This is a genomic window from Burkholderia sp. NLJ2, assembly GCF_049487195.1.
Classification (GTDB): domain Bacteria; phylum Pseudomonadota; class Gammaproteobacteria; order Burkholderiales; family Burkholderiaceae; genus Burkholderia; species Burkholderia pyrrocinia.
The window spans coordinates 3168565-3183381 of the sequence record NZ_CP137810.1 but is presented as its reverse complement, the minus strand read 5'-3'; the positions used below and the strand labels follow the sequence as shown (position 1 = coordinate 3183381).

At 66.3% G+C, this 14817-nt stretch carries 14 protein-coding genes; 6 read left to right on the top strand and 8 right to left on the bottom strand.

Going from position 1 to position 14817, the window contains the following annotated elements:
• Nucleotides 1-12: 12 nt before the first annotated feature.
• From R9B84_RS36795 to R9B84_RS36785, 3 genes are read left to right on the top strand one after another with little or no spacing between them, the layout of a single operon-like run.
• Nucleotides 13-480 carry a DUF4019 domain-containing protein gene (locus R9B84_RS36795; protein ID WP_423762232.1) on the top strand — a complete coding sequence of 156 codons (468 nt, stop codon included), beginning with the start codon at nt 13-15 and terminating at the stop codon, nt 478-480.
• Between the two features lie 30 nt (nt 481-510).
• A complete protein-coding gene (locus R9B84_RS36790) occupies nt 511-1647 on the top strand; it encodes a DUF2827 family protein (RefSeq protein ID WP_423762231.1) in 1137 nt (378 codons plus the stop codon).
• A gap of 23 nt (nt 1648-1670) precedes the next feature.
• Nucleotides 1671-1946, top strand: a complete 276-nt coding sequence (locus R9B84_RS36785; RefSeq protein ID WP_423762230.1) for a hypothetical protein — start codon at nt 1671-1673, stop codon at nt 1944-1946.
• 119 nt (nt 1947-2065) lie between these two features.
• Here the strand turns inward: R9B84_RS36785 and R9B84_RS36780 are convergent, their stop codons facing one another.
• Both R9B84_RS36780 and R9B84_RS36775 read right to left on the bottom strand, forming a co-directional pair.
• Nucleotides 2066-2482 (bottom strand): hypothetical protein, encoded by a 417-nt coding sequence (locus tag R9B84_RS36780; RefSeq protein WP_423763552.1) that lies wholly within the window; start codon nt 2480-2482, stop codon nt 2066-2068.
• 93 nt (nt 2483-2575) lie between these two features.
• Entirely contained in the window at nt 2576-3379 is an 804-nt protein-coding gene (locus R9B84_RS36775) for an EAL domain-containing protein (RefSeq protein ID WP_423762229.1), read from the bottom strand.
• On the opposite strand from R9B84_RS36775, the gene R9B84_RS36770 reads away from it, so the two are divergent.
• Complete coding sequence (locus R9B84_RS36770) at nt 3293-3937, top strand: hypothetical protein (protein ID WP_423763587.1); 645 nt, start codon at nt 3293-3295, stop codon at nt 3935-3937. The two genes, R9B84_RS36775 and R9B84_RS36770, sit on opposite strands and share 87 nt — an antisense overlap.
• Before the next feature lie 224 nt (nt 3938-4161).
• Here R9B84_RS36770 and R9B84_RS36765 read toward each other — a convergent pair whose 3' ends face one another.
• The gene (locus R9B84_RS36765; protein WP_423762228.1) at nt 4162-5304 is read right to left on the bottom strand and encodes a DUF2827 domain-containing protein; all 1143 of its coding nucleotides are present in this window, start codon (nt 5302-5304) and stop codon (nt 4162-4164) included.
• 272 nt (nt 5305-5576) lie between these two features.
• Here R9B84_RS36765 and R9B84_RS36760 point away from each other — a divergent pair, with 272 nt between their 5' ends.
• Both R9B84_RS36760 and R9B84_RS36755 read left to right on the top strand, forming a co-directional pair.
• Entirely contained in the window at nt 5577-6272 is a 696-nt protein-coding gene (locus R9B84_RS36760) for a class I SAM-dependent methyltransferase (RefSeq protein ID WP_423762227.1), read from the top strand.
• Nucleotides 6269-7591, top strand: a complete 1323-nt coding sequence (locus R9B84_RS36755) for a galactosyl transferase GMA12/MNN10 domain protein (protein WP_423762226.1) — start codon at nt 6269-6271, stop codon at nt 7589-7591. Before R9B84_RS36760 ends, R9B84_RS36755 begins: the two co-directional genes overlap by 4 nt.
• Before the next feature lie 75 nt (nt 7592-7666).
• On the opposite strand, the gene R9B84_RS36750 is transcribed toward R9B84_RS36755, so the two are convergent.
• The 5 genes from R9B84_RS36750 to R9B84_RS36730 all read right to left on the bottom strand — a co-directional run bounded on the left by R9B84_RS36750 (nt 7667) and on the right by R9B84_RS36730 (nt 14797).
• Nucleotides 7667-9781, bottom strand: coding sequence for a phosphocholine-specific phospholipase C (locus tag R9B84_RS36750; RefSeq protein WP_423762225.1), 2115 nt, complete (start codon nt 9779-9781; stop codon nt 7667-7669).
• 42 nt (nt 9782-9823) lie between these two features.
• Nucleotides 9824-10027, bottom strand: coding sequence for a hypothetical protein (locus R9B84_RS36745; RefSeq protein ID WP_423762224.1), 204 nt, complete (start codon nt 10025-10027; stop codon nt 9824-9826).
• 322 nt (nt 10028-10349) lie between these two features.
• Nucleotides 10350-12347, bottom strand: a complete 1998-nt coding sequence (locus tag R9B84_RS36740) for an acetyl/propionyl/methylcrotonyl-CoA carboxylase subunit alpha (RefSeq protein ID WP_423762223.1) — start codon at nt 12345-12347, stop codon at nt 10350-10352.
• Nucleotides 12348-12386: 39 nt separating this feature from the next.
• Nucleotides 12387-13172: an enoyl-CoA hydratase/isomerase family protein gene (locus tag R9B84_RS36735; RefSeq protein ID WP_262546073.1), complete on the bottom strand. Its 786-nt coding sequence runs from the start codon at nt 13170-13172 to the stop codon at nt 12387-12389.
• Between the two features lie 17 nt (nt 13173-13189).
• A complete protein-coding gene (locus R9B84_RS36730) occupies nt 13190-14797 on the bottom strand; it encodes a carboxyl transferase domain-containing protein (RefSeq protein ID WP_423762222.1) in 1608 nt (535 codons plus the stop codon).
• Between the last annotated feature and the right edge of the window lie 20 nt (nt 14798-14817).

Here is a 14817-nt window from a genome sequence, read left to right as displayed (position 1 = left end):
CCGGACCCCGACATGAACGCACGCACGACCGTCTCCCGCGCCAAATGGCTGATCGGCTGCGCCGTCGCTTCGATCGCGATCGGCGCGCACGCGCAATCCGCCGGCGAATCGGCCGACACGCTGCTGCGCGACGCGGATGCGGTGTTCAAGCAGCTCGACGCCGGCCAGTACGGCACGGTGTGGAGCGATGCCGCCGCGTTCGTGAAGGCGCGCATCAAGCAGGACCAGTTCGCGGCGGACATGCAGCGGGCCCGCCAGTCCATCGGTGCGGTCAGTCATCGCGGCTGGGCACAAGTGACGCGCATCCGCTATACGAATGCATCGGCGACGCCCGACGGGCTCTACGCGAACGTCGACTATGCAACCACGCTGACGAGCGGCGCGACCGTGTTCGAGAAGCTGAGCTTCCGCCTCGACGACGACGGCCGCTGGCACCTGACGGGCTACGTGCCGCGCCAGTCGCAAGGCGCCGTGCAGTAAGCCGCTCATCGCCCGCCTCACGGAGCCGCCATGAAACTCAATGTCGCGATAACGATGAACGTGCAGCGCGACGCGACGCAGTCGATCTGGTACAACGGCGCGAACCAGCACTGCGTGTACCTGTACATGCTGCTGAAGCAGTCGCCGCTGATCGGCGAGGTCTGGCTCGCGCACGACGACGGCGTCACCGACTATCCGCAGGCGCTGATGATGGACGCATTCGGCGACGCGCTGCGGCCGCTGTCGGCCGTCGTCCACCAGACCGACCTGCTGATCGAGATGAACGCGTTCATCGACCCGACCCACACGGACGTCGTGCGCCAGCGCGGCGGCAAGTGCGTGTCGTACCGCTTCGGCAACGACTACGTGATCGCGGTCGAGACGATCAACTTCGAGAAGAACGACTGGCGGCCGAACCCGCACCGCGTGCAGTTCGACGAGATCTGGACCAACCCGCAGCACATGCATACGTGCGCGGCATATTTCCAGGCCGTGTATCGCGCGCCGGTGATCGAGCTGCCGCATATCTGGTCGCCGTATTTCATCGAGCGCAGCCTCGATGCGGACCCCGAACTGAAAGCCCGCTTCGGCTACCGGAACCACGGCCCCGCGAAGCGCATCGCGTTCTTCGAACCAAACCTGAACGTCGTGAAGAGTTCGATCGTGCCGATGCTCGCCGCGAACGCGTGCTACGTCGAGCATCCGGAGCTCGTCGAGCATGTGTACATGACCAACACGTTCGACAAGAAGGAAAACGTCGCCTTCAAGCATCTCGCGCTCGGGCTCGAGATGGTGCGCGACGGCAAGGCGACGGCCGACGTGCGCGCACCGTTCGTCGCGTGGGCCGCGCATCACACCGACATCGTCGTGTCGCACCACTGGGAAAACGGCCTCAATTACCTGCTGTACGACGCGCTGTACGGCAACTACCCGCTCGTGCACAACTCGCCGTTCCTGCGCGACGTCGGCTACTACTACCCGGACTTCGAGATCTTCGACGCGGCGCGCGCGATCGCGACCGCCGCGCAAACGCACGACGCGCGGCTCGACGACTATGCGGCAGCCGCCCGCCGCTGCCTGCACCAGGTCGACACGCTCGCCGAGCACAACGTCCGCGCGTATTCCGCGCAGATCCAGCAGTTGTTCGCCGGCCGCGCGCTCGGCTGACCGCATTCGCACGCGTCCTGCCCATGAATGCGATCGGCGATTTCAGCGATCTCGCGGCGCTGATGCTCGCGATGGACGCTGTCGTGACCACCTGCATCGCACACATCCACGTCGCCGGCGCGCTCGGCGTGCCGGCCGTGCTGCTGCTCAGCCCGAAAGCCGATGCGCGCCGGGAAACCGGTTCGCGCACCGCGCACTACCCGGGCATCCGGATCGTGCGCGCGGCGCACGTGGGGCAACGGGACGACGCGATCGACCGCGCGATGGCGCTGGTGCTCGGCGGATTCGGGAAGGATTGATCGATTTGCCGCGCGTCCGGGCGGCCGTGCCGCTGCGCCTGGACGATGTCGAAGCCGGCCGCATGCCAGCCCGTACGCGCACCGGATGCACCAAGGCCTGTTCACGCTAATAACAGGCCCTACACCAGCACCCGGGCGCCGCTTTGCGCGGCGAATGCGCAGCCATGCCGCCGCCCCGTGCGTGCGAGCACGGCGAAGCAACGGGCCGCCGGCCGGCTAACGCCGCCGGATTGCTTCACCAGACTGTCGAACACCCCGCGCGCGATCGCCGAATCGTCGCCGCACGCGCCCGCGATGACGCCCGCGTAATAGTGCCGTGCCGCCAGCTCGCGGCCGTTGGCGTCGAGCGGCGTCATCCGCTGAATGCGGCGCGCGACGGCCTTCAGGCCATCGAGATACGGCACAACGTCGATCGGCACATCGGTCGATTCGGCCCCCAGTTGCCACAGCATGTCGGCCAGTTCGGCGATCGCGACGAGGTCGCGCGCATCGGTCGCCTGCGTGCCCGTTCCGTCTCCGGCCTTCGTCTTCGCCATGCCCACGCCCCTTTGCGATTCGTCCCGGCCACGCGCCGGCCCCGCCCGACTGCGGCGCGCATCCAGCACGCCGCCCCGCCTGTTCCCGCGCCGTCACGCGGCGGCCGGCGACCGCCATGAAAACCGGATGCCCTGCGCCCATGCGACGCCGGCATCCACGATGATCTGCCGGTCGATCTCGCTCTCCACGCCTTCGACGACGACGTGCCGCGCCCCTTCATGCGCGAACGCGATCAGCCTGCGGAACTGGTAGCGCCCGATCGCGTTGCGCTTGATCATCGACAGGATCGACCGGTCGAGCTTCACGATGTCGGGATTGCCGACCACCAGATTGTTCAACGCGCTGAAGCCGACACCGAAATCGTCGATCGCGATCCGGCATCCGGCCTGCCGGAAGCGGTTCACGAACGACCGGCCCGCGACGGGATTCAGCGGCGCCGTCTCCGTGATCTCGACCACCAGCCGCGCCGCGACCGACGGCTCGCGCTCGAGCCGCCTGAAAATCGCCAGCCACGCATCGTCGACGACCGCGCTCGCCGCCGCGACGTTGCAACCGTAGACGGCGCCCGGATCGGCGCGCAGCGCGTCGATCGTCCGGCTCACGACGAGCCGGTCGAACCAGCGCATCAGCCCGAGCGCCTCGAGGCGCGGCAGGAACGCTAGCGGCGGCAGCACGTCGCGCTCGCCCCAGCGCAACCGCGCCAGGCATTCCTGGTACAGCACGCCGCCCGACAGGTCGGAACGGCACACCGGCTCGCGCGCGAACCCGAGCCGGCTTTCCACGAAACTGCGTACCGACGCGAGGTCGGGATGATCGTCGGGCGCGCCGAACACGAGATCGATTTCGTTACGATTCGCTTCCCGATTCGCCTCCAGGCGAGCTTCGACCGCATTCATCCGGCGCTCCGGCAAATGGCGAGCCGCCGAAGACGGCTCGACCTCAAGAAACATGCGGAGCGAACCGACCATGACACGCTCCGCCGCCTACCCGGCCCATCTTGTTATGTCGATTTTTTCCGGGAGCGTACTTATCGTTTCGGCGCGCCGTCAAATTCGATATTTCCAACGATATTCATTTACCGCGAATACACCATATCCGCGCAACACCGACTGTGCGACAGGTTACACAACGCGAATTACGGAACCCCGATCCAGAAATCGTTTATCTTTTTCGCCCAAACAGCTTTATCCGAATCGCTTTCCCGCGATATGCCAATCCCGCAAATCGCGATCATTTCAATTGATCAGATAAATACCGGCCCGCAAAAGGCCGCCCGCATTCGATGCCAAGACCGCCGCCGTGGCCCGCTGCACGGGCCGTCACCCGCTGAAAACCTGCCGCCGCGCATCATTCGATCATCGCAGCATTCAATTTCCACGTTTCAAACGATATTGCGAAATTTCAAAGCAGAATCAACCCGCCTTGAGTCAATGATATCAAGTTTAATTATATGAAGATTATCGATTGAACCAAATTTAACAGTCTTTCCAACTCGTTAACCTATAAACTTGTTTTCGACGGACTTCCCTCGGAGCCGTCAATTTCGTGCCTTCAAAAACCGTCGACCCTAACGGGTTCGACGGTTTCTTTTTAACGGCATGATTTCGTCAGACATTAGGGCGGGGCAACCCCGATGACGGCCTGCGGCGCAACGTGCGTGCGCCGCGGAAAACGGACCTTATGCGGCCGTCGCGCCGATCAGGTTCGCGAGCAGCGCGTCGTATTCGGCGACGAGTGCGGGGTTCGCCGACGTATAGCGGCTGAGGATGTCGCGCTGGCGCCGCGTATACGCTTCCCAGTCGTCGTCGTGCGTATGCAGCGCGCGCAGCAGCGCATCGGCGCCCTGCTGCACGTCGTTGTCCGGATAGTAGTAGCCGAGATCGGGTGCGAGGCTCGCGTTGTGCACGAGCGGATAGCCCTGCCAGCACACGTCGAAATAGAAGTAGTTGAGCGGGTTCGACCATTGATGCGACACGACGATATCGGTCAGGTCGGCCAGGAACAGCGGCGTATCGAAGCGCCCGACGAAGCTCGCCTTGCCCGCGCGCACGATGTCCAGGTAGTTCATCAGCATCACGAACTCGGGGCTGTCGTGCGCGAGGCGATCGGCGTTCGTCACGTGCGCGAAGCAGATCGCATCGGGGTCGCGACGATACGCCTCGTCGATGATCAGCATCGGATACACGCAGAACTTCACGACGTTGTGGTTCGGCTCCATCACCGTCAGCCGCTTGCCGGGCTCGCTGCGCGGCCGGTATTCGCCGTGCTCGGGCAGCGATTGCGCGCGGGCGCTCAGGAACATCGGATCCCACACGAACGGCACGACGCGCCCCGGGCAGCGGCGCAGCGACTGCAGGAACGGCAGCGACGACGGCGCGATCTGCGGAATCGCCCACACCTCGTCGTAGCCGCGGTTGATGAAGAGCGAATCCCACATCCGGCGGCCGAACAGCATCGACTCCATCGCGTTGATGTACTCGACGCCGCAGCAGTAGCTGACGAGCTTCGCGCCGCGCGCTTTCAGGTAGGCCGTCTGCTCGCCGTCGATCTGCCCGCCGAGCTCGATCACCACGTCGAGCGAATCCCTCATGTCGGCGAACGCGCGCGTGTCGTACACGGCGCGATCCCACGGCAGCGCGTCGGTGAGCGGCACGTCGGTCGTGTTGACCAGCGTCACGCGGTAGCCGTGCGGCGACGCCATCAGCAGCTTCGCGAGAAACAGCGCGTTCTGCTTGATGCCGTTGATCCACAGGCTTTCGTCGGGGGCACGCAATCCGATCGTGATACCGATGCGCAGGCCGTTCAGGACAGGAGACGTCATCGTCGGCGGGATGGGAATGGAATGAACGCAGTGTAGCGCGCGAAGCGCCGCCCGCGTCAAGCGGCGGCGGCAACCCGGCATTCTAGCGAATCGCCGGCGGGCACACTGTCATGGATCGTCAGCCCACGGCAGGCGCGGGCTGGACGCGCAAATACGCGAGGCCGTTATGCGATACTCGGGCCACCTGCCGCGCTGCCAGGTTGCGACTAGTTTTTGACATTCAAACGGACCACAAACGACCTCGCCGCAACACGATAAAAAAGGCTGAAAGAATGGAACACGACACCGCGCAAGTCTTCCAGAAAATCCACGACGAACAGGGGTGGCACTCCGAGGAAAGCGTATCCGGGTGGGGGTCCGAGCTGAAAAACACCGCGCAGGTCATTCGCGAACTGCCCGGGTTGCTGCGCCGGTTCGGCGTGCGCTCGATGCTCGATGCGCCGTGCGGCGATTTCAACTGGATGCGTCATGTCGATCTCGACGGCATCGACTACATCGGTGCGGATATCGTGCAGAACCTCGTCGCGGCAAACCAGGCGACGTGGACTGCGCCCAACCGCCGTTTCGTGCATCTCGACCTGTTGCAGGATCCGTTGCCGGACGCCGACCTGATCCTGTGCCGCGACTGCCTGTTCCACTTTTCCCATGCCGACGTGTTCCGCGCGTTCGAGCGCTTCGCCGCCACGAACGCGCGCTACCTGCTGACCACGACCTTCATCTATCGCAGCTATCCGCGCAACGCGGAAATCGCAACCGGCCAGTGGACGCCGATCAACCTCGAAATGCCGCCCTTCGATCTCGATCCGCCGCTGACGTTGCTCGTCGAAGGCAGCAACGAATGCATCATCTACGGGGCCGACATCGGCACGGTGCCGATGTCGGATCGCTGCCTCGGGCTCTGGAGCATGGAAAGCGTGCGCGCACGCTTGCGGCGCAGGCCGCTTCCCGGGCTTCGGAGCGCACGATGATCGTCCTCAGCCATTTCAGTCACGACGCACCCGCCAGCCTCGAGAATCACCGGCAGTACGCGCAGGCGCACGGGTATCGTCACGAATTCGTCGACGCGTCCGCGATGCCGCAGGCGCTGCCGCTGCGGCCGCTGCATCGCTACGAATCGCTGCTCCATGTGCTGCGCGGCGCGCAGCCCGACGAACTCGTGCTGCTGCTCAGCGAAGACGCGGCGATCATCGAACCCGTCGCGCTGGATCGCCTGATGACCGGGCGCGACATGCTGTTCGTCGATGCGTTCGCGCCGCCGCTGCCGCAAGTCGACGTGCAGATCTGGCGCAACACGGCGGCCGTGCGCGCGATCGCGATGCGGCTCGTGCAGCGGTGCAAGCTCGGCAGCGAGCCGCGCCTGACATCGGAGGCCGCGCTGTTCGCGGATCTCGACACGCATCGCTACATGACGCCGATCGACGGGCTGTATCCGGTCATGCCGGCCAGCCCCGACCTCGATCCCATGTGGAGCCGCGAACCGACGTTCGCGATCAGCATCGACGACACGCCGGACGATCCCGAACGGAAAGGCGCGACGCCCCGGTTCCGCGACACGCTCGTCGCGTATATCAATCGATGCCGTGCCGCTGGCCGGCCGATGTTCTCGTTCGATCACGACGCAGCCGATGCACCGGACGAATCCGCCGAGCGCAGCACCTACAATCCCGGCCGCCCGATTGCGCTGATGACGCTCTACACGCCGAACATCGGCAGCTATGCGCGCATCGCCGAACGGAATTTCCGGCGCTACTGCGACACGCACGGCTATACGTTCTACGTGCATCGCGACATTCCCGCCGAGATCGGACTGAACGCGACCGGCAACTGGTTCAAGCCCTGGCTGCTGCATGCGTACCTGCAGCACCATGAATGGGTCGTGTGGCTCGACGCCGACGTGCTGATCGCGGACCAGCAGAAAGCGCTGGAGCCGCTGCTCGAAGGGCGCGACTGGCTGCTCGCGCAGGATATCGGCCAGTGGGCGTTCAACTCGGGCGTGATGGCGTTCCGCCGCACGGAACGCAACGACGCGATGCTGCGCGACATGATGGCCACGATCGTGGCGCTGCAGGACAGGTCGAGCGTTTATGCCAGCGATGGCGACCAGCTGCATTTCATTCGCGCGATGGAGCGCGACGGGCAGTTGCACGGCGAAGGCGTGGCCGATCTCGTCAGCTTCAACACGCCCTGGCTGTTTCGCCGCGCGGACAGCTACATCGTGCATTACTACGGGATGTGGTCCGCGATGCGCGCGCTGATGATGGCGCACGACGACGGGCTGCTGCCCTGACGCCCCCACCTCGACCTCGACATCGCAAGCACGCGCGCCGGCCGGATTCAACCGACCGGCGCACGCCGGTTGCCGTCAGATCGCCGCAATCGTCGGCGCCACGGCGGCCGGATCGGTAACGCTCGCCTTGCCGGTCTCGACGTGCCCCGCGATGCGGCGCGTCCAGCCCACATTCCCTGCAATCGCGAACTGCAGGTCGTACCAGTGGCTGCTGCACGACAGATCCCAGTGTGCTTCGACGCGCTGCCCCGCCGGAATCGTCAGCGTGCGCGGCGCCCCGCCATACGCGACATCGGTCGCCGTGACCGTCAGCGCGCTGCTGCCCGCATTGGCGAACGTCACGTAGACGTCGCCGTTCGCGGCGTCATAACACGCGGTGATTTCAGGCTTCGCAGCGGCATCCGCGGCGGCGGACCCCGCAAAGCGCCGGAAATAGCCATTCGGGCCCCAGACGCTCACCAGGTAGTTGCCGTTCGCGTCGAGCGCCCACGTATCGGTCAACTGCTTGCCCGCTTCGACCGTGTAGCGGCGCGGCATCGCGGTAGGGTCGCCCGTGTAGACCCAGAAGTGCGCGCCTTGCGTGCCGGTATTCGCGAACGTGAGCGCATAGCCTTGTGCCCCGAGCGCGCCGGTGACATGCAGTTCGTACGGCAGCGCGCGAGCCGGCCGCGTGCCGGGCTCCTGCGCCGTCACGACCTGCTGCGCGGTGCTGGCCGGCGCGGTCTGCGACGACGCACGCGAGCATTGCAGGTCCGCCTGCGCGACATACGCCTGCGTGCTCGGCAAGGTCGGCACCGTCGCATCCGATTTCGAGAAGTCGAGCGCCGACGTCAGGTCGCCGCAGATCGCGCGGCGCCACGGCGAGATGTTCGTTTCCATCACGCCGAAGCGCTTCTCGATGAATTGCAGCACCGACGTGTGATCGAAGACCTGCGAGCAGACGAAGCCGCCCTTCGACCACGGCGAGACGACGAACATCGGCACGCGCGGGCCGAGGCCGTACGGCAGGTTGTCGGCGGTATACGTGCCCGTCTGCGTCGACGTCACGACGTTGTGCCGCTCGAGCGACACGTCCACGGTGCTCATGCCGGAGCCCGGCAGCGTCGGTGCCTGCGGCGGCACGACATGGTCGAAGAAGCCGTCGTTCTCGTCGTACATGACGAGCAGGACGGTCTTGCTCCACACGTCCGGATTGGACGTCAGCGCATCGAGGATCGTCGACAGGTAATAGGCGCCATACAGCGGCGTGAACTTCGGATGTTCCGAATACGCGGCGGGCGGCAGCAGCCACGATACCTGCGGCAGCGCGTTCGCCTGCACGTCGGCTTTCAGTTGCGTAATCGGGCGCGTGCTCATCCCGCGCGTCTGCAGCGACGAACCGGCCGGCGCATTCACGAAGTTGTTGAAGCACGCCAGCATGTTCGTGCCGTAGTTGCCGGTGAAGTTGTCGAACCCGGTGCCCTGCTGGTAGACCTGCCACGAAATGCCGGCCTGTTCGAGCCGCTCCGGGTAGGTCGTCCAGCTGAAGGGCGGCAACTTGATCTTGTCGAACTGGTTGTCGATGTAGTCGGTGTTGTCGAGCAGCGGGCCGCCGCCCGTGCCGAGCGGATCGACCATGCCCGTCATCAGGTACATGCGGTTCGGGTGCGTGTTGCCCGGGATCGAGCAGAAGTAGTTGTCGCACACCGTGAACGCATCCGCGAGCGCGTATTGAAACGGGATGTCGTCGCGGACGTGGTAACCCATCGTCATGTTGGACTTCTGCACCGCCCATTGGTCAGCGCGGCCGTTGTCGATCGCGCCGTGCGTCGTCGCCCACGTATGCGGCAGGCCGCCGATGCACTGCGCGTTGACGCCCGGGTCGGTCGTGTCGTAGCGGAACGGCGCGATCACGCTCGCCTTGTCCTCCTGCCGCGGCTGGAACCAGACCGGCTTGCCGTTCGGCAGCGTGACCGGGAAGCGGTCGTTGTAGCCGCGCACGCCGCTCAGGTGCCCGAGGTAGTGGTCGAACGAGCGGTTTTCCTGCATGAACACGACGATGTGCTGGACATCCTGGATCGTGCCCGTCACGGAATTCGGCTCGATCGCGAGCGCCTTGCGGATCGATTCGGGAAGCAGTGCCGTGGCGGCGGTCGCGCCGGCGAGGCCGGCGGAGAACTTCAGAAAATCGCGTCGCGAATGGGTGGCCATGCTGGTTGCTCTTGATTGGATTTCTGGTTGGAACGACCGGTATCAGGAAGCGGGCGACGATGCAGGCGCGGTGAAACCCGGCGGGCAGCGCATCTGCGCGGTGGCGACAGCGGCGCCGCCGCAGGCGGCCTTCTGCTGCGCGACGGGCGCCGGGTCTGCATTCAGGTCGTCGCCGCAGGCGCTGAGGAGTGCCATCAGCGCGACCAGACCGACGACCGCGAAAGGCCGTAGGGCCGACGTTCGCATAACGTATCTCCGTGGATGTGATGACGTGACGCGGATGCGAACCCGCGTCGGTCATATCGACGGCGAGATGCTATGTTGGACTTGTTACACGACGGTGTCGCGTGAAGATGGACGTGCAGCAGGAGAGTGTGGCGCAGCAGGCCACGCGTTCGACGGAAGTAGGGATTTCGCCGGCAAAACGTAATGCGATAGAAAGATTCGTGCGGTGCCGGCGTGTCGATGCAATCGAAACAGCACCTGTCGCAACCGCCTGCGTGCGGTGATTCGCGAAGCGGTTTTCACGGGCCGGCAGCCGCCGGCCCGCGCACAGCGAAAGCCCCGATCAGCCTTCCGCCATCATCAGCAACTGCGCGCCATCCGCGACCTGGTCGCCGACACCGTACAGCACTTCCGCGACGACACCCGCGCCCGGCGCGCCGATCGTGTGCTCCATCTTCATCGCTTCCATCACGATCAGCGGCGTACCGGCTTCGACCTTCTGGCCGGGTTCGACCAGCACCGCGATCACCTTGCCGGGCATCGGCGCGGTCAACCGCCCGCCGCCCTGTTCAGTATCGCCCGCATGCGCGAGCAGGTTGCGCCATTCGAACGTCTCGGCCGCGCCCTGCGTGAACACATGGAACGTGTCGCCGTCCGCATACACGCGGCCGCTGCTGCGCACGCCGCCGAGCGTCACGTCGAAATCGAGCGGCGTTGCGCCGCGCATCCATGCGAACGGCTGCGCGGCCGCGTCGCCAGTTGCAATGCGTGCAACGGCGCCATCGTCTTCGTATGCGACCGTCACGTCCGCTTCGCGGTCGACCGCGCGCCATTCGAGCGTGCGGCGATAGCCGCCGTTCAGTCGCCAGTCCGGCAGCGCGCCCCACGGCGACGCACCCGGTGCGGCCGCTCCGCGTTCGCGCGCGAGCAGCGCCGCGCAAGCAAGCGCGAGCGTCGCGCGCGGCGGCTGTTGCGGCGCGAACAGCGCATCGTGGTTGCGCTCGATCAGGCCCGTGTCGAGATCGGCCGTCGCGAACGGCTCGCACGCGACGATCCGCTGCAGGAACGCGGCGTTCGTGTGCAGACCGACCACCTCGCATGCTCGCAGCGCGCGCAGCATCAGGCCGAGCGCTTCCGCGCGGTCCGCGCCGTGGACGATCAGCTTCGCGATCATCGGATCGTAGAACGGCGTGATCGCATCGCCTTCGCGCACGCCGCTGTCGACGCGCACCGCTGCGCCGATGTCGAACTCGACGCCTTCCGGCAGCCGCAGGTGCTTCAGCGTGCCCGTGGACGGCAGGAAGCCGCGCGCGGGGTTCTCCGCATAAAGGCGCGCCTCGAGCGCGTGGCCCTGCACGCACAGCTCGTCCTGCTTCAGCGGCAACGGCTCGCCGGACGCGACGCGCAGTTGCCACTCGACGAGATCGAGCCCGGTGACCATCTCGGTGACCGGATGCTCGACCTGCAGGCGCGTGTTCATTTCCATGAAGTAGAACGCGTCGGCCGTCATGATGAATTCGACGGTGCCCGCGCCGACATAACGGACCGCGCGCGCGGCCGCGACGGCCGCCTCGCCCATCGCGCGGCGCAGGTCGTCGGGCAGGCCCGGCGCCGGCGCTTCCTCGAGCACCTTCTGGTGACGGCGCTGCACCGAGCAATCGCGGTCGAACAGGTACACGGCATTGCCGTGCGTGTCGCCGAACACCTGCACCTCGACGTGGCGCGGGCGCGTCAGGTACTTCTCGATCAGCACGCGGTCATTGCCGAAGCTGCTCGCGGCTTCGCGCTGGCACGACGCGAGCGCCGCCGGGAAATCGTCGGAGCGCTCGACCACGCGCATCCCCTTGCCGCCGCCGCCCGCGCTGGCCTTCAGCAACACCGGGTAGCCGATCTCATCGGCTTCGCGATGCAGGTAGGCCGCGTCCTGGTCGTCGCCGTGATAGCCGGGCACGAGCGGCACGGCGGCCGCGTGCATCAGCGCCTTCGCGGCAGCCTTCGACCCCATCGCCGCGATCGCATCGACCGGCGGCCCGATGAATGCGATGCCGGCCGCTTCGCACGCATGCGCGAAATCTTCGTTCTCCGACAGGAAGCCGTAGCCGGGGTGGATCGCCTGCGCGCCGGTCGCGCGCGCGGCTTCGATGATGCGCTCGATGCGCAGATAGCTGTCCGCGGCCGCCGAGCCGCCGATATGCACGGCTTCGTCGCATGCGGCCACGTGCTTCGCGTTCGCATCGGCGTCGGAATAGACGGCGACGCTCGCGATCCCGAGACGTTTGCACGTCGCGGCGACGCGGCACGCGATTTCGCCGCGGTTGGCGATCAGAATCTTGTCGAACATGGCTTCGGTTTCGTCCGGAAAGGGTGGATCACGACGACGTCATTCACGCCACGACGGCGTGCGTTTCTCGAGGAAGGCCGCGATCCCTTCGCGTGCTTCCGCGCCTGCGCGGGTGCGCGCGATCCAGTCGGCGGTCTGGTCGATCAGCGTCGCGTCGAGCGCGCGGCCGGCCACGTCGGCGACGAGCCGCTTGCACGCACGCACCGCGTCGGGGCCGTTCGCGACGAGCGTCGCGGCCAGCTTCGCGACCGTTTCGTCGAGCGCGTCGGCCGGTACAGCGTCGTGAATGAAGCCGAGCGATGCAGCGCGCGCGCTGTCGAACACCTCGGCCGTCGTGAAGTAACGGCGCGCCGCACGCTCGCCCATCGCGCGCACGACGTACGGCGCGATCGTTGCGGGAATCAGCCCGAGCCGCGCTTCCGACAGGCAGAACTTCACGCCGTCGGCGGCGATCGCGATATCGGCCGCCGCGACGAGGCCCACGCCGCCCGCATACGCGTCGCCATGCACGCGCGCGATCACCGGCTTGCCGCAGCGATGGATCGCCTCGAGCATCCGCGCGAGCTTGCGCGCATCGGCACGGTTCTCGTCGTCCGAGTAACCGGCCATCTTCTTCATCCAGTTCAGGTCCGCGCCCGCGCAGAACGCAGTGCCTTCCGCCGCGAGCACGATCGCGCGCACGCCTTCATGTGCGTCGAGCCATTCGAACGCGGTGGTCAGCTCGGCGATCGTCGTCTCGTTGAACGCGTTGCGCACGTCGGGACGCGCGAGCGTGACGGTCGCCACGCGGTTTGCTTCGTTGACCTTGATGGTTTCGTATCGCATCGTCCGCTCCTTGCTCGTTACATCCGGAACACGCCGAAGCGCGTATCGTCGATCGGCGCGTTCATCGACGCGGCAAGACCGAGCCCGAGCACGTCGCGCGTCTGCGCGGGATCGATCACGCCGTCATCCCACAGCCGCGCGCTCGCGTAATACGGATGGCCCTGGCGCTCGTACTGGTCGCGGATCGGCTGCTTGAATGCCTCTTCTTCGTCGGTCGACCACGAACCGCCCTTCGCCTCGATGCCGTCGCGACGCACGGTCGCGAGCACCGACGCGGCCTGCTCGCCGCCCATCACCGAGATCCGCGCGTTCGGCCACATCCACAGGAAACGCGGCCCGAATGCGCGGCCGCACATCCCGTAGTTGCCGGCGCCGAACGAGCCGCCGATGATCACCGTGAACTTCGGCACCTTCGCGTTCGACACGGCCGTCACCATCTTCGCGCCGTGCCGCGCGATGCCTTCGTTCTCGTACTTGCGCCCGACCATGAAGCCCGTGATGTTCTGCAGGAACACGAGCGGGATCTTGCGCTGGCAGCACAGCTCGATGAAATGCGCACCCTTCACGGCCGATTCGGAAAACAGGATGCCGTTGTTCGCGACGATCCCGACCGGGTGGCCCCAGATGTGCGCGAAGCCGGTAACGAGCGTCGTGCCGTAGCGCGCCTTGAATTCGTCGAACTCGGAATCGTCGACGATGCGCGCGATCACCTCGCGCACGTCGAACGGCTTGCGCGTATCGACCGGAATCACGCCGTACAGGCTCTTCGCGTCATAGCGCGGCGGCTTCGGCTCGCGCAGCGCCACCGGCGACGCGATCTTCGGTGCGAGATGATCGACGATGCTGCGCGCGATCGACAGCGCATGCGCGTCGTTCTGCGCGAGATGGTCGGCCACGCCCGACAGGCGCGTGTGCACGTCGCCGCCGCCGAGATCCTCGGCGCTCACTTCCTCGCCGGTCGCGGCCTTCACGAGCGGCGGGCCGCCGAGGAAAATCGTGCCCTGGTCCTTCACGATGATCGACTCGTCGCTCATCGCGGGCACATACGCGCCGCCGGCCGTGCACGAGCCCATCACGACCGCGATCTGCGCGATTCCCGCCGCCGACATCGTCGCCTGGTTGAAGAAGATGCGGCCGAAGTGGTCGCGATCGGGGAACACGTCGTCCTGGTTCGGCAGGTTCGCGCCGCCCGAATCGACGAGGTACACGCACGGCAGCCGGTTTTCCGCGGCGATTTCCTGCGCGCGCACGTGCTTCTTCACCGTGACCGGGTAGTAGGTGCCGCCCTTGACCGTCGCGTCGTTGCACACGATCACGCACTCGCGGCCCGCGATCCGGCCGATCCCGGTGATGACACCCGCGCCCGGCGCGTCGTCGTTGTACATGCCGTTCGCCGCGAGCTGCGACAGCTCGAGGAACGGCGCGCCCGGATCGAGCAGTTGCGCGATGCGGTCGCGCGGCAGCAGCTTGCCGCGCGACAGGTGCTTGTCGCGCGCAGCCTGGCCGCCGCCCTGCGCGAGTTGTTCGATCTTCGCGCGCAGGTCGGCGACGACCGCCTCGAGCGCCGCGGTATTCGCGCGGAAGTCTTCCGAACGCGGGTTCAGTCTGGATTCGATGATCGGCATCGACGGGGCTCCGTTCGCGT